This window comes from Micromonospora trifolii (assembly GCF_022229005.1).
Taxonomy (GTDB): domain Bacteria; phylum Actinomycetota; class Actinomycetes; order Mycobacteriales; family Micromonosporaceae; genus Micromonospora; species Micromonospora trifolii.
In genome coordinates this window covers 424,834-447,648 of sequence record NZ_JAKKFD010000044.1, presented here as the reverse complement: position 1 = coordinate 447,648, position 22,815 = coordinate 424,834, and the positions used below count along the sequence as shown (strand labels likewise).

Annotated in this window: 21 protein-coding genes; 18 read left to right on the top strand and 3 right to left on the bottom strand. The window is 72.4% G+C overall.

Annotated elements, in window-relative coordinates; translation table 11 throughout:
- The first annotated feature begins 1 nt into the window (after position 1).
- The 4 genes from NIE79_RS26595 to NIE79_RS26580 are packed head-to-tail and all read left to right on the top strand — an operon-like array spanning position 2 to position 4,172.
- Positions 2–1,246: a conjugal transfer protein TrbL family protein gene (locus NIE79_RS26595; protein ID WP_238681158.1), complete on the top strand. Its 1,245-nt coding sequence runs from the start codon at positions 2–4 to the stop codon at positions 1,244–1,246.
- Entirely contained in the window at positions 1,246–1,458 is a 213-nt protein-coding gene (locus NIE79_RS26590) for a hypothetical protein (RefSeq protein ID WP_238681157.1), read from the top strand. Before NIE79_RS26595 ends, NIE79_RS26590 begins: the two co-directional genes overlap by 1 nt.
- Positions 1,445–2,407, top strand: a complete 963-nt coding sequence (locus NIE79_RS26585) for a PrgI family protein (RefSeq protein ID WP_238681156.1) — start codon at positions 1,445–1,447, stop codon at positions 2,405–2,407. The genes NIE79_RS26590 and NIE79_RS26585 overlap by 14 nt, the downstream gene beginning before the upstream one ends.
- Complete coding sequence (locus NIE79_RS26580) at positions 2,385–4,172, top strand: VirB4 family type IV secretion system protein (RefSeq protein ID WP_238681155.1); 1,788 nt, start codon at positions 2,385–2,387, stop codon at positions 4,170–4,172. The genes NIE79_RS26585 and NIE79_RS26580 overlap by 23 nt, the downstream gene beginning before the upstream one ends.
- A 165-nt stretch (positions 4,173–4,337) precedes the next feature.
- On the opposite strand, the gene NIE79_RS26575 is transcribed toward NIE79_RS26580, so the two are convergent.
- Entirely contained in the window at positions 4,338–5,030 is a 693-nt protein-coding gene (locus NIE79_RS26575) for a DUF6348 family protein (RefSeq protein ID WP_238681154.1), read from the bottom strand.
- Between the two features lie 342 nt (positions 5,031–5,372).
- On the opposite strand from NIE79_RS26575, the gene NIE79_RS26570 reads away from it, so the two are divergent.
- The 14 genes from NIE79_RS26570 (at position 5,373) to NIE79_RS26505 (ending at position 21,011) form a co-directional block, all read left to right on the top strand.
- Positions 5,373–7,931 carry a type IV secretion system DNA-binding domain-containing protein gene (locus NIE79_RS26570; RefSeq protein WP_238681153.1) on the top strand — a complete coding sequence of 853 codons (2,559 nt, stop codon included), beginning with the start codon at positions 5,373–5,375 and terminating at the stop codon, positions 7,929–7,931.
- A gap of 337 nt (positions 7,932–8,268) precedes the next feature.
- Positions 8,269–9,126: a replication-relaxation family protein gene (locus NIE79_RS26565; RefSeq protein ID WP_238681152.1), complete on the top strand. Its 858-nt coding sequence runs from the start codon at positions 8,269–8,271 to the stop codon at positions 9,124–9,126.
- A 574-nt stretch (positions 9,127–9,700) separates the two neighbouring features.
- Positions 9,701–10,363 carry a hypothetical protein gene (locus NIE79_RS26560; RefSeq protein WP_238681151.1) on the top strand — a complete coding sequence of 221 codons (663 nt, stop codon included), beginning with the start codon at positions 9,701–9,703 and terminating at the stop codon, positions 10,361–10,363.
- Between the two features lie 93 nt (positions 10,364–10,456).
- Entirely contained in the window at positions 10,457–11,221 is a 765-nt protein-coding gene (locus tag NIE79_RS26555; protein ID WP_238681150.1) for a GGDEF domain-containing protein, read from the top strand.
- Between the two features lie 315 nt (positions 11,222–11,536).
- The gene (locus NIE79_RS26550; protein ID WP_238681149.1) at positions 11,537–11,959 is read left to right on the top strand and encodes a hypothetical protein; all 423 of its coding nucleotides are present in this window, start codon (positions 11,537–11,539) and stop codon (positions 11,957–11,959) included.
- A gap of 36 nt (positions 11,960–11,995) precedes the next feature.
- Entirely contained in the window at positions 11,996–12,745 is a 750-nt protein-coding gene (locus NIE79_RS26545) for a hypothetical protein (RefSeq protein WP_238681148.1), read from the top strand.
- A gap of 156 nt (positions 12,746–12,901) precedes the next feature.
- Positions 12,902–13,255, top strand: coding sequence for a hypothetical protein (locus NIE79_RS26540; RefSeq protein WP_238681147.1), 354 nt, complete (start codon positions 12,902–12,904; stop codon positions 13,253–13,255).
- 65 nt (positions 13,256–13,320) lie between these two features.
- Positions 13,321–14,340 (top strand): DUF4192 domain-containing protein, encoded by a 1,020-nt coding sequence (locus NIE79_RS26535; protein WP_238681146.1) that lies wholly within the window; start codon positions 13,321–13,323, stop codon positions 14,338–14,340.
- A 151-nt stretch (positions 14,341–14,491) separates the two neighbouring features.
- Positions 14,492–15,169, top strand: coding sequence for a GGDEF domain-containing protein (locus tag NIE79_RS26530; RefSeq protein WP_238681145.1), 678 nt, complete (start codon positions 14,492–14,494; stop codon positions 15,167–15,169).
- Entirely contained in the window at positions 15,169–15,510 is a 342-nt protein-coding gene (locus NIE79_RS26525; protein WP_238681144.1) for a hypothetical protein, read from the top strand. Before NIE79_RS26530 ends, NIE79_RS26525 begins: the two co-directional genes overlap by 1 nt.
- A gap of 145 nt (positions 15,511–15,655) precedes the next feature.
- Positions 15,656–16,810: an ArdC family protein gene (locus NIE79_RS26520; RefSeq protein WP_238681143.1), complete on the top strand. Its 1,155-nt coding sequence runs from the start codon at positions 15,656–15,658 to the stop codon at positions 16,808–16,810.
- A gap of 286 nt (positions 16,811–17,096) precedes the next feature.
- Positions 17,097–18,446 (top strand): hypothetical protein, encoded by a 1,350-nt coding sequence (locus NIE79_RS26515; RefSeq protein WP_238681142.1) that lies wholly within the window; start codon positions 17,097–17,099, stop codon positions 18,444–18,446.
- A 265-nt stretch (positions 18,447–18,711) separates the two neighbouring features.
- On the top strand, positions 18,712–19,848 hold the full coding sequence (locus NIE79_RS26510; RefSeq protein WP_238681141.1) for a hypothetical protein: 1,137 nt from the start codon (positions 18,712–18,714) through the stop codon (positions 19,846–19,848).
- Between the two features lie 131 nt (positions 19,849–19,979).
- Positions 19,980–21,011 (top strand): M23 family metallopeptidase, encoded by a 1,032-nt coding sequence (locus tag NIE79_RS26505; RefSeq protein WP_238681140.1) that lies wholly within the window; start codon positions 19,980–19,982, stop codon positions 21,009–21,011.
- Between the two features lie 211 nt (positions 21,012–21,222).
- Here NIE79_RS26505 and NIE79_RS26500 read toward each other — a convergent pair whose 3' ends face one another.
- Together NIE79_RS26500 and NIE79_RS26495 are read right to left on the bottom strand one after the other, a co-directional pair.
- Entirely contained in the window at positions 21,223–21,705 is a 483-nt protein-coding gene (locus tag NIE79_RS26500; protein ID WP_238681139.1) for a hypothetical protein, read from the bottom strand.
- Between the two features lie 61 nt (positions 21,706–21,766).
- Positions 21,767–22,669: an inositol monophosphatase family protein gene (locus NIE79_RS26495; RefSeq protein WP_238681138.1), complete on the bottom strand. Its 903-nt coding sequence runs from the start codon at positions 22,667–22,669 to the stop codon at positions 21,767–21,769.
- Positions 22,670–22,815: the final 146 nt, after the last annotated feature.

Here is a 22,815-nt window from a genome sequence, read left to right as displayed (position 1 = left end):
GGTGGACGACTGGCTCGTCGGCCAACTCATCAACCCCGTCATCGGATGGTTCGCCGCAACCATCCTCGGCGCGCTGAACGTCCTATGGGACCTGCTGGCCGCCACGGTGTTCGTCAGCCCCGACGTCACGCGGCTGCCGCAGGTCACCGCATTCGCCGACACGTCGCTGGCCATCGTGAACACCTGCTACGTGATGGCGTTCCTGTGGGTGGCCATCGTCGTGATGGGTCGCGACACCATTCAGTCCCGGGTGGGGCCGGGGGACCTCATCCCCCGGCTGGTCATCGGTCTGATCGCGGCGAACTTCGCCATCCCGATCTGTTCCACCGCGATCGAGCTGGTCAACGCCCTCACCGCTGCCCTGACCGGGCAGGACATCACCGCGCCCGGTTCGCTGCAGCAGCTGCGCGCCACCACGGCCGCCGCGCTGTCCGGGCAGACGGGAACGAGCCCGGTCGGGTTTCTTCTCCTGCTGATCGGAGGGCTCATCGTCGTCCTGCTCGGCACGCTGGTCGTGCAGTGGATCATCCGGTTGGGGTTGCTGGTCATCGCCGTGGGCGTGGCGCCGATCGCCTTGGCCCTGCACGGCACGGCGCAGACCGAGGGCGCGGCGAAGTTGTGGTGGCGGACCCTGCTCGGCTGTCTGGGGACGGTCACCGTGCAGGCCGTCGCCCTGCACACCACGTTGACGATCTTCCTGGCCCCGGACGCGAATCTTCCGGTCCTCGGGTTGCCCGGCGATCCCGGCGCGGTGATGAACCTGCTCATCGTCGTCTGCCTGCTCTTAGGTGTGGTCAAGATTCCCGCGCTGATGAGCCGCTACGTCACGCAGAGCCGGCCGAACCCGATGGGCACGATCCTGCGGGTCGTGCTCGTGCAGCAGCTGACCCGGGGCCTGTCCCGGGCGGTCGGCTCCCGAGGTGGGACCGCCCGGGCCGTCGGCGGGAGAGGCGGCGGCCCTGGCATGACCGGCGGCGGTGCGGCCCCCCGGCCGTGGCCGGTGACCGGCGGGCCAGGGGCGGGGCGACCCCGCCCGGCCCCGTCGTCCCCGGCACTGCTCATCGGCGGATCCGCACCCCGACCGCCGGCGCGGCCGTCCGGCGCCGGTGCCGGACGCATCGGCGTCGCCGATCCGACGGGCCGGTCGGTGCGTCCGTACCGCCGCGACGAGATCGCCGCCGGTGTCGATCTCTACACCCGCGCTTTGAAGGCCCGCGCCGCCTCGTCCTCTCGAAAGGCACCCTGATGACCATTGACCATGCCTCCCGTGCGGACGCCGAGGTCACCAGCACATCCCACGCCACATCCACCATCGTCGCGATCGCCTGGCCCACTGGTCGGCCGATCTACCGGTACACCGCCGCGGAGATCGCCGACGGTGTGGATCTCTACACCCGGGCGATGAAGGCCCGTGCCACTGGCACCACACGTCAGGGGGACCACGATGCGCCCGAGTGAGGACGCACCCCCGCAGGCCCGCATTCCCGCCGACGTCGACACCCCCGACAAGATCGTCTACGGGTTGACCGCGCGGCAGGTGGCCATCCTGGCGGTGGCCGCAGCGCTCGGCTACGGCATCGTCCGGTCGGTGGGGACGCTGCTGCCGCAGCCGGTCCTGATCGCGGTCCTCACCCCGCTCGCCGGTGCGGCGATCGTGCTGGCCCTGGGACGCCGCGACGGCCTGTCCATGGACGCCTGGCTGATGGCGGCGCTGCGGCACACCCGCGGCCCGAAGCGGTTGGCCCCGGCCGCGGCCGGGCACCCGGGGGCGGCGCCGGACTGGGCGCCGGGAACCGCCACACCCGCCACCGCGGTGCCGGTGCTGCGGCTACCCGCGACGGCCATCAGCGCCACGGGTGTCGTCGACGTCGGCACGCACGCCGTGGCGCTGGTGGCCTGCAGCACCGTGAACATCGGGCTGCGCACCGGCGACGAGCAGGCCGCCCTGATCGGCAGCTACGGACGGTGGCTCAACTCGCTGTCCGCACCGGTGCAGATCGTGATCTCCGCGCAGCGCGTCGATCTGTCCCGCCACGCCCACCGCATCGCCGACAACAGCGAGACGATCGCCCATCCGGCGCTGGCCGGCGCGGCCCGGGACTACGCCCGCTTCCTCGACGACCTCGCGGCACACCGGGACCCGCTGTGGCGCACCGTCACCGTCGCGGTCACCGCGACCGGCGAGAAGGCCCGCGACATTGAGGTCCTGCGCCGCGCGGCGCACGCCGCGTCGGCGCTGTCCGCGCTCGGGGCGCAGACCACCGTCCTGGACGGCGGTCACGCCGCCGCGGTGCTGACCTGCGCCACCGACCCCTACACCCCGGCCGACGTCACCTGGGCGCGTGCCCTGCCGGACGCGGCCATCACCGGATCAGGAGACGGACATGCCCCCACTGCCATGGTCTAAGCCCACCAGCGTTGACGCGGGCCCGGCCGACGCGGCCGGGCTCGCGGCCGTTGCGGGCCCGGCCGGGATCGAGAACACGCCCCGCTACCTGCGCGTCGGCGACGGGTACACGGCCACGTTGATCGTGACCGGGTACCCCGCCGAGGTCGGACCGGCCTGGTTGGATCCGCTGCTGGCCTGGCCCGGCCGCCTCGACGTCGTCGTCTACATCGACCCCCTCACCCCGCAGACCGCCGCCGCCCAGCTGCGCAAGCAACGGGCCCGGCTGGAATCCACCCGCCGCGCCGACGCCGACAAGGGCCGCCTCACCGACCCGGCCGCCGACGCCGCCGCCGACGACGCCGCCGAGCTGGCCGACCGGATCGCCCGTGGGCACAGCAAACTGTTCCGCGTCGGGCTGTACCTGTGCGTGCACGCCACCACCCTCGACGACCTCGACGAGGCCGTCGCGCACGTGCGGGCCACTGCCGCGTCGCTGCTGCTCGACACCCAGCCGGCAACGTGGCGGCAGCTGCAGGGTTGGACCACCACCCTGCCCCTGGCAACCGACGGGCTGGGCCTGCGGCGGGTGATGGACACCGACGCGATCGCCTCGGCGTTCCCCCTCGCCTCGGCGGACCTGCCCGCGCCGCTACCTGGTCAGCCCGGCGACACCGGCGGGATGCTCTACGGCCTCAACCCGGCCAGCAACGGCATCGTCTGGTGGGACCGGTGGGCACAACACAACGCCAACAGCGTCGTCCTCGCCCGATCCGGCGCCGGCAAGAGCTACTTCGTCAAACTTGACGTGCTCCGCTCCCTCGCTGACGGGGTGCACGTCGCGGTGATCGACCCCGACAACGAGTACATCCGCCTCGCCGACGCCGTCGGCGGCGCCACGATCACCCTCGGTGCCGGCGGGGTCCGCCTCAACCCCCTCGACATTCCACCCGGGGACCGCCGCCCGCAGGCGCGCACCCACCGGGCGTTGTTCCTGCACACCCTGATCGCGGTCCTGCTGGGACACCAGCCGCCGCCGTCGGAACGGGCCGCGTTGGACAAGGCCATCAACGACGCCTACGACCGGGCCGGGATCTCCAACGACCCCGACACCTGGCGCCGGCCGGCCCCGCTGCTGCGCGACGTCGCCGTCGCGCTCACCGACCAGCGCACCGACGCCGCCGACACCCTCGCCGCCCGGCTGACGCCGTGGACCACCGGATCGTTCCGGGACCTCTTCGACGGCCCCACCACCACCGTCCCGAGCGGGCAGCTGGTGTGCTGGTCAACCCGGCACCTCGCCGACGAACTGCGCGCCCCCGGCATGCTCCTGGCGCTGGACGCGATCTGGCGTGAGGTCGACACCCCGGCCGTCCGCTGCGCGCAGACACCCCGGCGGCTCGTCGTCGTCGACGAAGCGTGGACCCTGCTCCGCGACGGTGAGGGCGCCCGGTTCCTGTCGCGGCTCGCGAAGTCCGCCCGCAAACGTCGGGCCGGGCTGGCGGTCATCACCCAGGACGTCGGGGACCTGCTCGGCTCCGAGCTCGGGCAGGTCGTCATCGCGAACGCCGCCACCCAGGTGCTGCTGCGGCAGGCACCGCAGGCGATCGACGTCATCGCCGACGTGTTCGGCCTGACCGCGGGTGAAGCCCGGGTCCTGCTCTCCGCCGGCCGCGGCGAAGGCCTGCTGATCTCGGGCACCCACCGGGTGGGCTTCCAAGCGGTGGCCTCCCCGCAGGAGCACCGGCTGTGCATCGGGGACCTGGAGGTGCCCGACGACGAGTGACACCCCGGGCCGGGACTCGACCACCTTTCCGAGGGGCCACGGGCCGCCAGCAACGGCGGCGCCCTACCCCTTTGTCCGTGCTCTCACTGAGGGGTCCGACACCTGAGCATCAGTTGCACCACGAGGGCGGCCTGACCAACCCCGACCACCGTTGCGGTCAAGGCACTAGTCGGGGCCGACCAGGAGGACGAAGGTGCGTGCCAGGCCGAAATGGTCGGTACGCGGCCAATCCAGGGCGGCGAGCGCGGCGGCGGACGGTTCGTGCCGCTGGCCGTTGATCCGGACCTCGCACTCGGTGGAGTCACCACCCTGGCCGAGGAGCATGCGAACGCCATTGAGATACGGGCGGTCGAGCCCGGCCGCGATCACCGGCGCCAGGGTCGACCACGGCATCGCCTCGGCGAACCACTCCTGCTTAGCCTGCGATCCGTCGACGGACCACCCGGTCGCACTGCCGACTATCGCATGCCAGCCGGCGAACCCGCCCTGGTCGCCGGACCTGAAGTGGTTCGCCAGTCGCCCTTGCTGCTCGATCATTTCCAGGACCGTCACCAGGCAGGTTTCGATCCATGCCTGGATCGCCTGACGGGCCGCCTCGACCGGATCAGCCGCGAGGCCGAGCGTGCAGTCGACGACCGTTGGCACGTCCGGCCGGTCGACATTCAGCAGGATCTCCAGGTCCAGGTGGCGGTAATCGTCGCTGTCCGACGGAAGAACCCGGACACCCAACGATCCCGAGCGCAGCATCGGCCCTTCGGTCAGCAGCCACTCGCCACCGACCTCGGCAAGCATCGGCGCGGCAAGCTCCAGCACACGCTCGGCAGGGAGGGGCTGTGGGGTCGGCCGCTGGTCGATCATGGTAAATCACAGTACCGGCATCGCTCAGGGGCCCAACGTCGACGGTCACCCCTGACGGTGCTGTCGCAGATTCCCGCGCCCACGCACGCCAGCAGGTACTGATTCACCAACTCCTGCTCGTAGTCCGCCTCATCTTCGGCCGACCCGAGCCGACGCGGCGAACCCAACGAGCGCACGACAGTCAGCCCCACACCCTCGATCGAGGAGCTTGGCTGGACGTCATGAAAGCAGGAGTCACACCCGACCGGCCGGGACTCGACCACCTTCCCGAGGGGCCGCGGGCCGCCAGCACCGGCGGCGCCGGCCCCTTCTTGTCCGTGCTCTCACCGAGGGGTCCGACCAGTGAGCATCAGTGTCGTCTCCGCGTTCATCCCCGCAATCGCTGCCACCCTCACGCCCGCGCCCGCTCCCACCTCACCGCCGGCCGCGCCGTTGCCCGGCCCGTCTCAGTGGCTGCACGACACCGCCGCCGCTGCCATCGACTGGTGCCGGGACCGGCCCTGGCTCGCGCTGGTCGCCGTGCTGCTCATCGCCGCCGACCACACCGCGCGGGTCGTCGTGGCCGGGCGCCGGCACGCCCGGATGACCCGCCACGCCCACCTGATCACGATCAGCCCGCCGCCGCAGGTCGATCCGGACGGCGCCGCCACGCTCTGGGCCACCCTCGCCGAGGTCCTGAACACGGGGTGGCGGCGCCGGCTGCGCGAGGGCCGCCCGCACCTCGCCGTCGAGTACCGGTGGCACGGCCGGGAACTCACCATCGCCGTGTGGGTGCCGGGCACCGTCCACCCCGCGTCGATCCAGGCCGCGATCCGCGGTGCCTGGCCCGGCGCGGCGTGCACCGTCACCGATGCCACACCACCGCTGCCCCTGGACGCCCTCACCGTCGGTGGCGCACTCGCCCCCACCCTGGCGCCCTGGTACGCCCTGCACACCGAGCACCACAGCGACCCGCTGCGGACCCTGATCGCCGCCGCGTCCGGCCTGCGCGCCGCCGAGTCCGCCTGCGTGCAGGTCCTGGCCCGGCCCGCCACCGCCCGGCAGATCCGATTCTTGCGCCGCGGCGTGCAGAGCCTGCGCACCGGACACCCACCGCGCAACCTGCTCGACCCCGCCACGTGGCTGCGCGCCGTCCTCGACCTCACCCTGGAGCTGTTCACCACCGGCCGGCGGCCCCCGTCACCAGCAGCGCACCCATCCGTGCCCGGCGGTGACCCGCGGCGCGAGCGCGACGCCCGCGCCGGCATCGACAAGCTCACCGGCACCCAGTGGGAGGTCGCGCTGCGCTTCGGCGTCGCGCACACCAACCCCCGCGGCAGCGACCCTGTCACCCTCACGCCCCGGCTGGTCACCGTCTCGCATGGCGTCGCGTCGGCGTTCGGATCCTGGACCGGCCGCAACCGGCTGCGCCAGCGGCCCCTGCACGATCCGGCGCGTGTCCTGGCCGCCCGGGTGCTGCGCCGCGGGTTCCTGCTCAGCGCCGCTGAGGTGGCCGCGATCGCGGCACTGCCGCAGGACATCGCCGTGCCCGGTCTGGACCGGGCCCGCGCCAAGCCGATGCCCGCACCTGTCGCCGTGCCCACCGGAGGACGCGGCACGAAGGTCCTCGGCCGCGCCGACGTCGGCGGGCACTCCGTGGCTGTGAGCGTCACCGACGCCCGCCAGCACCTGCACGTGCTCGGCTCCACCGGCTCCGGCAAGAGCACCCTGCTGCTCAACATGATCCTCGACGACATCCACGCCCGCCGCGGCGTCGTCGTCATCGACCCCAAAGGCGACCTGGTCCTCGACCTGCTCGACCGGATCCCCACCAGCCACGCCAACCGGCTGACCATCATCGACCCGGACCAGCCGGCCGGCACCACCCTCAACCCGCTGCAGGGCGCCGACCACGACCTGGTCGTCGACAACATCGTGTCGATCTTCGGGCGGATCTTCGCCAAGCACTGGGGACCGCGCATCGACGACACCCTGCGCGTGGCGTGCCTGACCCTGCTGCGCAAGGCCAACGCCACGCTGACGCTGATCCCGCCGCTGCTCAACGACAAAACGTTCCGCCACGCCTTCACCCACGACCTCGACGACCCCGAAGGGCTGCGCGGCTACTGGGAATGGTTCGAGTCGACCCCACCGCCGCTGCGCGCCCAGGTCATCGGCCCGGTCCTGTCCCGGCTGCGCGCGTTCCTGCTGCGCGACTTCGTCCGCCGCACCCTCGGCGCCCCGCAGTCGAGCTTCGACATGCGCCGCGTCCTCGACGGCGGCATCCTGCTGGCCCGCCTACCCAAGGGACAGATCGGTGAGGAGACCGCCCGGCTGATGGGCAGTTTCGTCCTCGCCTCCGCCTGGCAGGCCGCGACCGGCCGCGCCCGCCTCCCCGAGGCGGACCGCCGCGACGCGTTCGCCTACATCGACGAAGCCCACAACTTCATGAACCTGCCGGGTTCGGTCGGCGACATGCTCGCCGAGGCCCGCGGCTACCACTTCGGCCTGGTCCTGGCCCACCAGAACCTGACGCAGATGCCCCGCGACACCCAACTGGCCATCTCCGCGAACGCCCGCAACAAGGTGTTCTTCTCCTGCGCCCCCGAAGACGCCCACCAGCTGGCCCGGCACACCATGCCCGAACTCGACGAGCACGACCTGTCGCACCTGGACGCCTACCGGGCGGGATGCCGGCTCGTCGTCCACAGCCGCGAAACCGCCGCGTTCACCCTGCGCACCAACCCGCCGCGGCCACTGATCGGGGAGTCGACGGCGGTCCGCCAGGCCGCCGCGCCGCCCCGCGCCGGGCAGCCCGCACGACGGCCTGCGATCGCCCGGCTCGCCGGGGTGGCCGACCTCCCCGGCCAGGGCACCGCTGATCCGGGTAACCCGCCGGCCATCGCAGGGGAGGCGCCGTGACCCACCAGCGCGCCACCAGGCGACGCCGCCCGGTGAGATTCAGGGCCTTCGCCGCCGCGGCGGGGACCGCCGGGCACCCACCGGGTGTGGTCCAGCCGCCACCGGGGGTCGGCCAGGATCCGGTCGTCGTCGCAGCCACCGACCCGGCCGGCGCCGGGCGCCGTGCTGCCGGCCCAAGGCCGCCCCTGCCCACCCAACAGCCCAGCGAGGAGCCGTCATGTCCGGTGACACCGAATCCCGACACCTCCCTGAGGGGGAGCTCTCCACGGGGGACACGCCGCCAACGGCGTCGCGTGCGACCACCCGTCGTCCGACCCCGGCGCACACCCTCATCGACGTGTCCCATCGGCTGCGACCCCGCGACTACACCATCGCCGCGCTCCTCGACGAGCACGGCACCCTCACCACCGAACACCTCACGGCCGTCCTGTTTTCCAACCCAACCACCTGCCGGCACCGTCTGCACCTGTTGCGGCGCCTGCGGTTCATCGACCGGTTCATCCGCAACCGGCCTGGCGCACCGGACCCGGTGTGCTGGCTACCCGGCCTGCTGTCCTCCCGCTACGTCGCCCTCGCCCGCGACGACAGCCCACCGACCGCCCGGGCGGTGCGGGACCGTCAGGACCGCATCTACTCCAGCCCCACCCTGCGCCACCTGCTCGCGGTGAACGACGTCTTCGTCGCCCTGCTCGTGCACGCCCGCCACCAGCCGGGCGCCGCGCTGACCCGCTGGTGGTCGGAGCGCACCACCGCCGCGGTGTTCGGTCACCGCATCAAACCCGACGGCCACGGCGTCTGGACCGACGGCGACCAGGAAACCGGGTTCTTCCTTGAACTCGACCGCGGCACCGAGCCGATCGGCCGCCTGGTGGACAAGTTGGCGTCGCACCGCAAGCTGCATGCCGAAGGCGGCCCGCAGTACCCGCTGCTGTTCGTCCTGCCCAGCCGACTACGCGAGCAGAACCTGCACCGCCGGCTCGCCGACCGGCCGGAACCCACCCTGACCGTCGCGACCACCTCACCGGAATCCGGGTCGAATCCGGCCGGGCCGGTGTGGCGGCTGGCCGGTAACGGACGCCACCGGCTCACCCTGGCCGACCTGCCGAGCAGCCACGGCCCACCCGGCCCGCTGACCCCCGGACCGGCGCGACCGGAGGACCATCCGCTGCGCCTCGTCGTCGACGTCACCTCGTGACCACGCGGGTGGCGACGCGCTGACTCGCGGACCAGCCGGGGGCCTTGAGCGTTCGGTGTCGGTGATGGTGGCCGACGAGGAGTCAGCGGTGAAGCCGGGCGAAGCCGGGTCCCAGACGTCTCGTCGGGTTACCCAACGGCCACGACGGTGGCGGGTTGGCCAACCGGCACCCGCACCTCACCCAACAGCGGTGGACCCGGCGGTGCCGTCGCACCGGCGTGCCTCACCGCCCGCGCCGGCAAAGGTCCGCGAGGCCGATGTGTGTTGGGTGACCGGGCTACGGTGAGGGCTCATTTCAATGAACCCCCTTTATGCCGCACCATCCGGGCCCCGCCGCCCACGACCGCGGTCGCCACCGCCCACCCGCCATCTGGCCGGTCGGCCTGCGCCGCCCGTAGGCGTCCCGCCCACCCTCGACACCACCTCGCGCCGATCCGGCGTCCACTGTGGATTCTTCCGCGAACCGCTGACGGCATCGCCGTCAAGCCCCCTTCCTCACCTCACCTCCCCTTTTCCTGGGAACCCGTCCCCGGCGCGCCCGCGCCCGGCCGCCGCCCCCGTGCAAGGAGGAACCGTGCCCCCTGGGTCCCTGACCATCGTGTGCCTGCCTGACGGCACCCCCGCCCACCGACTGGCCACCACGGCCACGACCCGCCTCGCGGGCACCCCGCTGACCCCCCTCAGCAGCGCCCGGCATTTCATCACCCGCACCCGCTGGCACCGCGGCAGGCTGCTGCAGCCCCGGAAGAACACCGCCGCCGGTGGACCCCTCCGATGGCTGGACCTCGAGGCGATGCGCGCCGCCGCCCGCGACGCGTTCTGGTGGCGCTGGCACCTCTGGAACCAGATCGTTGCCGGCACCCGCCCCGCCCAGCCCTACTGGACGTTCCTCGACCGGCACCGGGCCAGCGCGGGCACGTACCCGATCGCCACGGCCCGCCAGCAGTACCTCGCCCAACCCCGCATCGCGAGCATGCTCACCTACAACGCCCTACCGCACCGGCTCACCGGTCTGCCGACGAGCCACCTGGAGGCGCTGCAGTCCGGCGCGCACAGCTACGCCCACTACGGGTGGCTGCGCGCCGTGCCGGGCCGCAGCCTCGTCTGCCTCGACGGCGCTCACCTGGTAGCCGCCACCGACCGGTACGTCACCCAGGTGGCCTACCTCGCGGCGGTCAACCACCAGATCAGCCTGCTGCACCACCGCGATGTTCTCGTGGCGCTGCACACCCGCTGAACCCTTGCGTTACCCCCGAACGACGAGGCGGACCGGTCGCACCGGTCCGCCTACCGGCATGCGCGTCCCCCCTGTGCGAAAGGAGAACCGTTCATGCGCCTGACCGCGTGGGCGACAGCCCTGCGCCGGATCCCGATCGCCACCACGATCGGGGCCCAGGCCGCCCTGCTCGCCCTGCTGCTCACCGGTCGCCCCTGCGTGGCGGGCATCATCGCCGCCGTCGGCATCACCCAGTCGATCCTGCTGGCCCTGTCCCACCACCGTGCCGTGCACGCCGCGGACCGCATCGCCGACCTGGAGAGCGACCTTGCGGTCGCCTACCTTGACCCGGTCACCGGGCTCGCGGTCCGCCGCGTCGCCGAACACCACCTCATCGACGCCGCCGGCACCGACGTGACCGTCGCGCTGATCGACGTCGACGGCATGCACGCCATCAACACCACCCACACCCACGACGGCGGTGACCGGTTCCTCGCCGAGCTCGCCGCCCGACTCGAGCAGGCCAGTGACGTCGGTGACCTCGTCGCCCGCCTCGGCGGCGACGAATTCGTCCTCGTCACCCCCCGCGACCCGCGGACCCTGGCCCGGTCCCTGACCGGTGTCCTCGCGCCGCCCATCACGATCGACGGCGTCACCCGGCCGATGGCCGTCAGCATCGGCATCTGCCGCACACCCGGCGGGAACCCGCACCGTGCCCTCGGCCGGGCCGACCGGGCCATGTACGCGGCGAAACGCCGCGGCGGCGGCATCGCGCACTACGACCCCGTCCGCGACGGCGAGCCGCCCGCACCCGGTGTGCGCCCGGCGGTGCGACACCGCGACCGCCGTCCCCACGGGCACCGCACCGGCACCTCCTGATCCCACCCCGCGCCGTGCTGGCGCACCACGGGGTGCGGCCCGCAACCGGTACCCCCACCACAGCTACCTGATCGTCGTCCGACGGCAGGCACCTGATCGGGCTGCGGCAGTCACGGTCCGCGCGGCACTCACTGACGCCGCGCCGCACTGCCGGCCGCTGACCGGGCCGCTACCGCGCCGCGTGCTGCCTTGCGGCGCCGGCGCCCCTGCGGGCATTTTCACCGGCCGCTGCCCGGCCTGCGCACCTGATCACCCCACCCGGGCACGGCAGCGCCGCCGTGTCCGGGTTCGTCATCCCCCGTGAAGGAGCCCGGCATGACCGACCTGTTCACGTCTCCTTTCCTCCCCGCGGCCGTGCTGCATGTGGGGCAGGCCGTGCACGTCAACGCCCGCGCCGCCTGGCTACCGGCCACCGTCACCTCCCTGGCAGCCGCGCGCGTCGGCGTCGACTACCACCTCGCTGTGGCGCCTGGTCGTCGGCGCACGGAGGTGGTGGCGCCCTGGAGGGTGCGGCCCGCCGACGGGGTGTGCCTGCGCCCGGTGCGCGAGCTGCGCGCCGGGGACGACGTGCTCGCCTTCGACGGCACCACCCGCACCGTCGCCGCGATCTGGCCTAGGCGTGACCGCTGGTGGGTCATCTCCCACGCCGACGGTGCCCACGCGGTCGTACCGCCGACCGCTGTCCTGCGCCTGACCGACCCGACCCCGACGGTCACCGTCCACGGCATTGCGCTGTGAGCACGCGCCGTCACCCGACCGAAGGAGGAATACCCGATGGGTAACCGCGCCGTGGTCACCATCACCGACGAACACGGGAACAGCCGCTGCTTCTGGGCCGGCTGGGGCAGCCCGGAGTATCAGATACCGCATGTGGCCGACTTCGTCGCGTGGGCCGACCGGCATCAGCGGCCGCTGACCGTGGACAGCTGGCTCGCCCACGCCGACACCTTCCCCGGCACCCTGCCGCGGGTGGAGGTCACCGGCACCACTGCCGCCAACGACACGTACATCGGTGACCTCGACTACCGCTACCACCTGGTCCTGCACGACGACTCGCATGCGGTGCGGTTGCGCGTGCACCACCTGCGCGGGCCGTTGGGGCAGCCACAACCGCAGATGGTGGCCGAGCTGACCCACGCCACCCTCTTCGGGGAGGCCGCGCGGCTGTGCGAGCTGATGGCCGACCGCGCCCACCAGTGGGCCGACAGGCACGGCGGCGCCGCGCCGCCGGGCAACGACCCCGACGGGTGGCGGCGCCGCGCCGCAGGATTCCACGAGATCCACCGATCGACGCCGGTGGTCGCGTTCGGCGCGAACCTCGACGCCCGCGTCGTCGCGGCGCGCTTCGACGCGCCGCACCCGGCGATCCACGTCGCCGGGGTGTGGGTGATCGCCGCCGTCGACGCCGGCGGCGTGCTGCAGGTGTCCGCGCACCTGCAGGACGCGGCCGGGTGGCTGCGCCGCCCCGACGGCACCGTGCCGATGCGGGTCACCGTCGACGGCGAGCCCGTGTTCGACGCCTAACCACCACCACCGCACCCGCGCCCCGAAGAGCCGCTCCGATCGGAAGGGCTCGACGGGGGCCCCATCTTCCGCTCCTGGCCGACGCCCGGCCATCACGTGTCGCCGGGCATGGCCGGACGGCCCTGCCCGGCGACCCACCTCCCAAAGGGGTTCCGCATGGCGCACACCGCTTACACGTTCATCGTGGTCGCCGAGGACGGCACCAGCCACGAACACCACACCCGGCAACGCACCGGTGGCGTTGACACCTGGCTGCGCCGCGCGGTCGGCGCCGCGCCGACACCGATCCCGCTCGCCGCCGCACACCTGATCGCCTGGCGTGACGCGCCCGCACCATCGGTGGGTCGCCGCCCCAACCCCGCCGCCGGTCTGCTCATCGCCCACCTCGGCGGCGCCCGGCTGCCGCTGGCCGGCCCGATCGCCCTGACCGGCTACCGCGACGGCGCCGCCCGCAGCCTCACCGCCGCCCAGGTCGACGCGGTCCTGGCCGCGCTGACCCACTGCCGCTGATGTGCCCCACCCGGCGGCCCCGGGGTCGCCGGCCATTTTCACCGCATCGTCAAGGAGGACCCACCGTGGTCGCACCCCGCACGCTCCGGCTCACCAGCCGCGACGACATCGTCGTCGCGGTGCCCTACCTCCTCGGGTTCCACCCCACCGACAGCCTGGTCTGCATCGCCCTCGACGACCGGCGGATCCGGTTCGTCGCCCGACTCGACCTGCCCGAACCGTCCGAAATCGACGACTTCGCGGAACCGGCCGCGCACACCGCGACCCTGTTGGCGCGGTACGCGTCGGCGGTGATCCTCGTCGGCTACGGCGGGTGCGACCGCGTCGCACCCGCGACCGCCGCCCTGTCCGCTGAGCTGCAGAGCATCGATGTCACCGTGCCCGAGGTGCTGCGCGTCGACGGCGACCGCTACTGGTGCCTGTGCGGTGCGCCGGCCTGCGCCGACGGTGTGGCATATGACCCGTCCGCCAGCAGGGTCCCCGCGGAGGCCGTCTACCTCGGGATCGCGCCGCTGCCGGACCGGGCCGCGTTGCAGGACCTGATCAGCCCGATCACCGGGCCGCCCCGCGAGCGGATGCGCGCCGCGACCGACACGGCGCTGCGCCGCCTCGCCGGCATGCTCACCGACGGCCGGGACCCCACCGTCGCCGCTGGCGGGCAGTCGCCGTCATCCCCGCCCGAACAGGTCGTCACCGACGGTGTCACGGCCGTCCGGCAGGCCTACGAGAGCGCGGTGCGCGGGGACGTCCTGTCCGACGACGACGTGGCGTGGCTGACCGCCGTGCTCATGGTCCCCGAGGTCCGCGACCACGCCTGGATCACCGGCGACGGCAGCGACGCGCAGCGGCGGCTGTGGACCGACGTGACCCGACGGGCGACGCCGGGACTGAGCGCCGCCCCGGCCTGCCTGCTCGCCGTCACCGCCTACCTCGACGGTGACGGCGCCCTGGCGCGCATCGGCCTGGACCGGGCCCTCGACGCGGACCCGGACTACCGGCTCGCGCACCTGCTCGGCCAGGCCCTGCAGGCCGGCGTGCCGCCGCAGGTCTGGCAGGCCGCGATCACCGGCACCACCACCGAGTAACACCCCCCGTCCGGTGCCTGTACCGGGCGCCGCCGGCACCGCCCGCGAACCCCGCACACCGGGGTTCGCGCACCGCTTGAGGTGAGGGCAGCCGGTGGCATCCCGGCTGCCCTCACCACCCAACCCCTGGGGATTGGAGGTGTGGGCACCCATGTCCACCTTCGCGCAGATCACCGCCGTCGTCGCGGCGCTGACGCTCACCGCCGCCATCACCGCCCACCTGACCGGCCGCCGCACCGCCGGGCGCTACCGGGCGGCGCTCACCGCCGCCGTACAGGCCGCCCACCGTGATGACCTGACCGGCCTGGGCAACCGCGCCGGCTTCCGCGCGGCGCTGGCCGCCGCCTCCGCACGCCGCCGCCCCGTCGCCGTCATGGTGGTCAACCTCGACGGCACGCGGACGGTCGTCGGGCGGTTCGGCGACCGCGCGCTCGACCAGCTGCTCGTCCTGACCGCCGGCCGCCTCGCGCATGTCGCGTCCGCTGGGGGCGGGGCGGTGTTCCGGATGCGACGCGACGAGTTCGCCGTCATCCTCGACGATCCCGCCGCCGCGCCCGGGCACGCCGGCCGGCTGGTCGCTGCCGTCGCCGACCCGACCGACCTGCGTATCACCGGGCACCGGATCACCGTCACCGTCACCGCGTGCGCCGGTGTCGCCGTCTTCACCCCCCATGAGGACCCGGATCAGCGGCGGGCACTCGGGCGCGCCGACCGGGCGATGCGCGCGGCGAAGACGATCGGCCGCGGACGCACCGCGGTCTTCGACCCGGTCAGGATGCGCGGCCACGACCGCCCACCCGCCCCGGACGCCGGCACCGGGACGCGGTGATGAAGACCCGCAGACCGGTCGTCTGCCGGGTGGGGGAGCGGCCCACGGCGCCGCCGCCCGGCGGGGATGTGTACGGGCTGATCGACTGGGACGACGCGCCGATCCTCATCGTCGGCCGTAGCGCCGACGCGGTCACCCGCGAAGCCATCCGGATCTTCGCTAGGACCCTCGCCGAGACCGGTGGCCTGGCCGAGGACGACCCGGACTTCACCCGCCGGCATCCGCTGCCGGATCCCGACGGCCCGATCGGCGTCATCGACAGCTGGCTGACCCGGCTGCGCCGGGCGACCGTCATCCCCTGGTTCGCCATCCTCGACGACGAGGTGGTGATCGCCCGGTGACCGGTCCTCACCTGTTCAGTCGCGTCCGGCCTTAACTCGCCCCATTCGCGGGGCGGCGGCTTCACCTCGTGCCTACGGGCAGGTGGGGGCCGCAGCGGGTCCCCACCTGTCCGCCGCCACGAGGCGGGGATAGGAGGCCACCCTGATGGCCACGCGTCAACCCCCGGCCCGAAAGGCCCGGGCCAATAGTGCAGCTACGCAGCACGACACCACCAGCACCACTGAGGAGGCATCCCGCCGCGGCGACGACGAGCGCGACGGGCTGCTGGCGAAGATCAAAGCCGACTTCGACGACCGGCTGGCGCGGATGGCCGCCGACCCGGCGCAGTGGATCGAGTTCATCGACCACGTTGCCGCGTTCGGGGCCCGGTACAGCCTCGGTAACCAGATCCTGCTGCTGGTGCAGGCCGACGAGCGCGGCATCACGCCCCGCTACTTCCTGCCGTACGGCAGGAAGGACGGCTCGACCGGGTGGAAAGCCCACCAGCGGTATGTGCGCGCCGGTGAGAAGGCTTTCAAGATCTGGGCGCCCATGAAGCGCCGGCCGACCGAGGAGCAGGCCGCCGCGTGGGAGGCCAACGGCCGCACCGTCCGCCGGGAACCCTCCGGCCGTCCGGCGGTCCAGGTGGTCGGGTTCGGTCTGGCCAACACCTTCGAGCTGTCACAGACCGACGGGGAACCCTTCGACCCGCCGACCGTGCTCGTACGCCGGCGGGTCAACCAGCGTGGGGACCGCCCGCAGTTGCTCGTCGGCGACGACCCGACCGGTGTCTACGACGACCTGGTCACCCTCATCACCGGCGAGGGCTACGACTACAAGCTTGTCGCACCGCACACCGGGCACCTCAACGGCGCGAACGGCGTCACGGTCCCCGGCCCGGACATCCGGGTCGTGCAGGTCCGCGACGACGTCGACCCGGCGCAGCGGACCAAGACCACCCTGCACGAGTTGGCGCACCTCCGTTGCGGGCACCTCGACGCCCTGACGTCCGGGCACACCCTGCACCGGGGCCGCACCGAAACCGAAGCCGAGAGCGTCACGCACATCGTGCTGCGGGCCCTGGGAATGGACAGCGCGGCCTTCTCCGACGCCTACGTGTTCGGCTGGGCCAACGGGGACATGGACCTGGTCAAGGAGTGCGCCGCCACGGTGCTGCGGGTCGCCAAGCAGATCCTGGCCGACCTCACCCCCGGCGACCGTGACGACGCCGCCGATCCCAGCCCGCCCGGACCCGGCGCACCGGAGCCGGTGGCGCTCGCACTGGCCGGCCCGCCGCCGGTGGGACCGGAAGCCGGCTGATGGACACCAGTGACGGTCAGCTGACCGCACCGCTGCGCAGCGGGCCCCTTCCGGCCACCGCCTGACCGCACCATCCTCCGGCAGGGCCGACAGGCCGGGCCGCGCCGCGCCCCGGCGCCCCTGCCGACGACCCGTCCATTGGGGATCGGCAACCGCCAGCCCCTCCAACGCCCACCCAGTAAATCCCTTCCCGGGGATCGTGCCGGCCCTGTGCCGTAACCCCGGGGGGCTGCCCCGGGGTGAGGTGCGCGGCCGGCGCGGCACCCGGTGACCGAGGAAGGACACCATGTTCGAGCCATCCGCGCAGATCACGTCCCTGCTCACCGCCATCAGCGTGAAGGAGTCCGCCGCCGCGGGAATGCGGGCGATGATGCACCGCGAACAGGAATTCCCCAGCCCGACGCAGGCCCGGCTCACCGGTATCGCCCTGGACCCGTACGGCCGCGCCTACGCCGACGAGGTCCTGGACGCCACCTGGGCCGACGAGCAGCGCCAGCAGGAACTACTTAACGCCGAACACCTCAACCGTGACGTCATCATCGGCAGCGGCTTCCACGCCGCGACCTACGCCGCCGTGCGCGTCCTCAGCGGTCACCCGAAACCGCTGGTCCTGGAGCGCACCGGCCGCGTCGGCGGCACCTTCGCGATGACCACCCGGCCGGTGTTCCACCTCAACTCCCGCAACCGCGCCGGCAGCGCGGGCCTGGCAGGTGACCAGGGCACCAGCCCGAACTACCTGCCGGGCGCACCGATCCAGGCAGCGAACGTGTCGATGACCGAGTACCAGACGAACACGGACATGGCCTTCGTGATCCGCCTCGCGTTGGCGCAGTTCGCCGACGTGGTCCCCCACGCCACCGTCCTGTCCGTCAACGAGGGCGACCCTGGGGTAGAGGTGGAAATCGAGGGCAGGACGTCGCTGCCCGCCGGGCGGGTCATCGACGCCCGCGGCCTGGGTGACCCGGCCGGCCAGGACGTCGCCAACGGCACCACGATCCTCACCTACCCGCAGTTCATGCACCGCATGGCTGGCATGTGGCCGCTGCGCGGGGTACGTCGGGTCGCGGTGATCGGCGGCGGTGACTCCGCCCGATGCGCCGTCGAATCGTGCCTGGGCCTCGCCCCGCAACCGTTCATGGCCGCCGCGGCCCTGGACCAGGTGCAGCGCATCGACTGGTACGCCGAGGACCTGCCCAGGACCTGCGACCAGTGGCGCGACGACAGCCGGAGCAGGTATCAGGGGATCGGCCGGTACCTGCGCCCGGACCGGTTCGGGGTCCGACGACTCACCGTGCTGCCCCGCCGGGCGCAGCCCGTTGCGCTGCCCGGTGTGGGACTCATCGACGGCCGCACCTACGACCTCGTGGTGGTCTGCACCGGCAACCAGGAGACCACCATCGGCGGCCTCGGCCTCGGGGACTTCTACGAGTACACGACCGCCGACGGGACAGTCGTCGCGCGTGAGCACTACGAGCTGCCCGCGTTCCGCGTCGGCCCGCACGCCCGGCTGCCCTTCACGGCACGGGAACGTACGGACGGTATCGCCGACATCGCCGCGAACGCGGTGTCGATGTTCCGCACGGCGTCCAAGACCGCCGCGTTGGCGGCAACGCTTCCCGCGGTGACGCTGACCTAACCCGACGGCGTCAGGCGACAGCCGGCATCACCGCCACCACGCCCACGTCGCTGCAGGAGCGGGCACTCCGGCCGCCCTCACCTCATGAGGGGGTGCGGGCCGCGGACGGCACCCACTCGCCGCCCTTTCGCCTCACCACCTGACCCGCACGCACTCAGCGACGGACACCCCATGGGTGGCCGTCGCGGCGGAATGCCCACCCCCGGGTGGCCCAGCGTCGCGCCCCCTCGGCGCTGGGCCACCCTCCCCACTGGAGGAGAAGCGCATGACCCTCGACGAGCACCACCGGCCCCGACGGGTGGATCTACCCAACGGAACGGAGACCTCGCGTCGCCCACCGGTCGAACACGCCGCCTGGATCTTCTACGCCATCGCCGCCCTCGGCTCCACCATCGGCCAGATCTGGGTCGGCGTGCAGATCCCGCCGTGGCCCGACACCCTGCACTGGTGGTGGCGTGCCGTGTTCGTCGCACCGTTCGCGATCGTCATCGACCTCGGCGGCGCCGTCACCGCAGCGTTCGCCGACTGGCGGCAACGCCTCGGCGAGGCCGCCTACGGATGGCGGGCCCTGTCCGCCGCCACCGTGACCGTCGGCGTCACCACCAACATCGTCGGCCACGCCGACGTGGCATACCTCGCCGTCGTCTTCGGCGGCCTCGGCGTCTTCGCCTACGCGATCTGGCTGATGCACAGCGCCGCACGCCGCCGTGACGCCCTGCGCGCCACCGGGAAACTCGCCGACACCGCCCCCGTCTACGGCCTCACCCAGTGGTGGCGCGAACCAGCGGTCACCCGCCGCGCCCGATCCCTCGCCCTCACCCAACAGCTGCCGCTACACCAGTCCCTCGCCCACGCCCGCCAACAACTCCGCGACGAGAAACGCCGCACCGCCCTCGCCACGCACGTGGAAACGCTGATCCGGTCCCGGCACGACGACCCCGTCCGCGCCGACATCGCCGCGACCACCCTCGACCTCGACGCGGTCGCCGCCGACCTCACCGCCCACGCCGACGTGACCGGCTGGGCGCGCGTCATCGGCGCCGACCTGCGCCCACCGCCCGTGCCCCTGCCGGGCGTCGGCGGCGACGTCGACGCGGACCCCGAGCGGGAGTCCGTGACGGTGGCCGGACCGATGCCGCCCGCCGACGTGCTGCGCCGGGTGCCACAGGACCAAGCCTCCTACGACCGGTGGCGGCAACTGTGGGCCGACCTCAAAGCCGACCCGGACCTCGAACTCGCCGCGTTCGCGCACCGGCACGGCATCTCCCTGCGGCAGGTCCAGTGGATCCGTCGCACCGGCGCCAGCGGCCTGCTCGACTCACCGCTCACCCTGATCGACCGGATCGCCCAACTGGCCGCCATCAACGGTCATGCCCCGCACCACCCGTCATCCACCTCATGAGCCTGCGCCAAGCGGCGCGCATCCCTGCCCAGTCCACGCCGGACCCCTGCGGGAGCCCGCACGGTAGATCGGCGCGGGCACCTACCTCGACGGGAGTTCTTCATGCATGTACACACTCTGCGTCGGCTGCCGTGAGCGGCCGCCTCATCGCCCTCACCGCCGCCGTCGTCGTTGGTGTCGCGTCCCTGTGCGTCGCCGGACTGGTCACCCTCACCGGAGCAGCGACGGCCTGCTCGGTCGTCACCACCCCGGCGGGCACTACCGGCCGTTACGACACCGGGCAGGTGCACCACGCCGACGTCATCGTCACCGTCGGCGTCCAGCAGGGCATACCGGTCCGCGGGCAGGTCATCGCCGTGGCCACCGCCCTGCAGGAATCCGGGCTGCGGAACCTCGGGCACCTCGGCGAGGACAACGACCACGACTCCCGGGGGCTGTTCCAGCAGCGACCGAGCCAGGGCTGGGGAACCCCCGCGCAGATCATGGATCCCGAGTACGCGGCGGGAGCGTTCTACCGTGCGCTCGTCACCGTCGCCGGCTGGCAGTCCCTGCCGCTCGCCGTCGCCGCGCAGGCCGTGCAACGCTCGGCCTACCCCGACGCCTACGCCCGGTGGGAGGGCGACGCTGCCGCCCTCGTCGGGCTCGTCTCCGACCAACCGGCCGGTAGTCCCGGCGAGCAGTGCATCAGCGTCGGCGGCTGGATGAGACCGATCCAGGGAACGTTCGTATCCGGATTCCGGACCGACGACCGGCCCGGTCACGACGGAGTCGACATCGCCGCCGCCAAGGGAATCCCGATCCACGCCGCCGCCTCCGGTCTGGTGATCCGCGTGGTCTGCAACGCCCACCGGCGCGACGGCAGCCCCTACTCCTGCGACGTGGACGGCCACCCGGTCACCGTTCTCGGGTGCGGCTGGTACGTGGAACTGCGCCACCCCGACTCGACCGTCACCCGCTACTGCCACATGCGGCGGCGGCCAGCGGTCGATGTGGGCCAGCAGGTCGCCGTTGGCCAGGTCATCGGTCAGGTCGGCAGCAGCGGCCACTCATCCGGGCCGCACCTGCACCTGGAGACCCACATCGGCGAGCATGCGACCGCATCCCATGCCGTTGACCCCGTCGGCTTCTTCGCCTCGCGCGGCATCGACCTGACGGCCACCTAGCGCACGTCACGTCCATCCAGGAGGTTCGCCGGGAAGTCGCGGGGTGTGTAGGTCACTCGGTGCTAGAACGTCGCTGGGCGGCCCGCCCGGCTGCTCACCATCGCGCCTGGGAGGCGCGACAGGTCCTTTTTTGCATCCCTGTCGACTACTCTCGGTAACGGGACGGTGGCGGGTGCAGGGGGTTCTGGATGGAGAGGTCACGCAGGTGTGTCTAGCGGACGGACTCGGCGTCCAGCAGGTCAGCTGCGGCGAGGACGGTGGTGGTGAACTCGTCCGGTGGGAGCGTGGCAACGAAGATCGCGCCGAGATCGTCGGGGACGGGATGCGTCGGTCGCCAGAACGAGAAGACCAGCACCAGGTCGCCGTCCAGATAGGCGTACCGGGACACATTGTCCAGGATTTCGCCCCACTGCAGGAACCAGAAACGTTCCCGGAACTCTGTGCCGTCCTGCTCCAGGAGCCGGAAAACAGTCTCTGGAGAGCGTCCCGGGTAGGGGCAGGCAGGGACGTCGCGCCGCCGTATCCGCGCTGCCGTCGACCGCATGGCCGGGCGTAGGGAGGGGAGGTAGGCCGAGTTGTCGTCCGTGGTCAGGTGCGTTCCCGCCGCCCACACATCAATGGTACGAAGGGTGGGCGACTCGACCTCGCCGACCTCTACCGCGAAGGTGGCCCTGTCACCGAACCGTCGTGTCATCAGCTCGGCAGGCTATCAGCCACCGCGGCTGCGTCGACCTGGCGGAAGACGATTCTGTTGGTTAACGGCCTTCGGTCGATGGATGAGCGCCGGCCATGAGAACTTCGAGTGCTGCGGCATGCATGAGGGCGCTGCGCGCGAACAGAGCGGGCCCGGGGGTGGGCTGTGTCTGCCCGTCGAGCCCGCTGTAGCGCCCGCCCGCCTCGTCCACGATAAGCGAGGTGGCTGCGTAGTCCCACACCTGTCCCCGAGCCTGGATGGCGAGGTCCATCTGCCCGCTCGCTACTAGCAGCGCGGCGTGGGTGCTCCACGGCACGGTCTCTGTCATGACGCTCAGCGGCGCGATCATCTCGCGTTCAGCCGGGAGGAGCCCGTCGTCGGTGGGGATCACGCCGAGTCGACTTCCGCGTAGGGTCTCCCGTCTATCGACGTCGACGGTGATCCGTCGCTCGTCGGTAACCGTCAGTCCGGAGAAGTCCGCTCGGAATGCTCCGCTGTCCCGCTGCGCCCACCAGATGCTGCCTTGAGCGGGTACCGCTGCCACGCCGACGACGATCTCGCCGGCCTCTTCCAACGCGACGAGCACGAGCCATCGGTCGTCACCAGCGATGAACAGAGCGGTCCCGTCGATCGGGTCAACGATCCAACGGCGCCTGCCCCGACCGCTTTGCCCTTCCTCTTCGCCGAGGATCGCATCGTCGGGCCGCGCGTCGGCCAACACCTCTCGGATAGCTGCTTCGACAGCGCGATCAGCTTCCGTCACCACGCTGCCGTCCGACTTCAGCTCCCGGGGAAGCTGAGCGATGGTCGCAAAGTACCGCAGGCCTACTGCGGCGCCGGTCAGAGCAGCACGGCGAGCAAGCAATAGATCATTTTCCATGATCGCCATTATGCCCAGAGCGCCGCTATGGACGCCGGGAGGCGGCTGCGTACGCACCGGCATCTCCAGGATCAACGCCGGCATCCGCAATCGTGGGCGTAGGTGTCGCTGTTGCGATTGGGCCAGGGAGGCGTTGCTTGCGGTGGCTGCCTGTGCAGTCGGCGGTGGTTCAGAGCTCGTATCTATCGCCCATCGGGGAGACACACCCGCTACACCCTGCAGAATCAGGT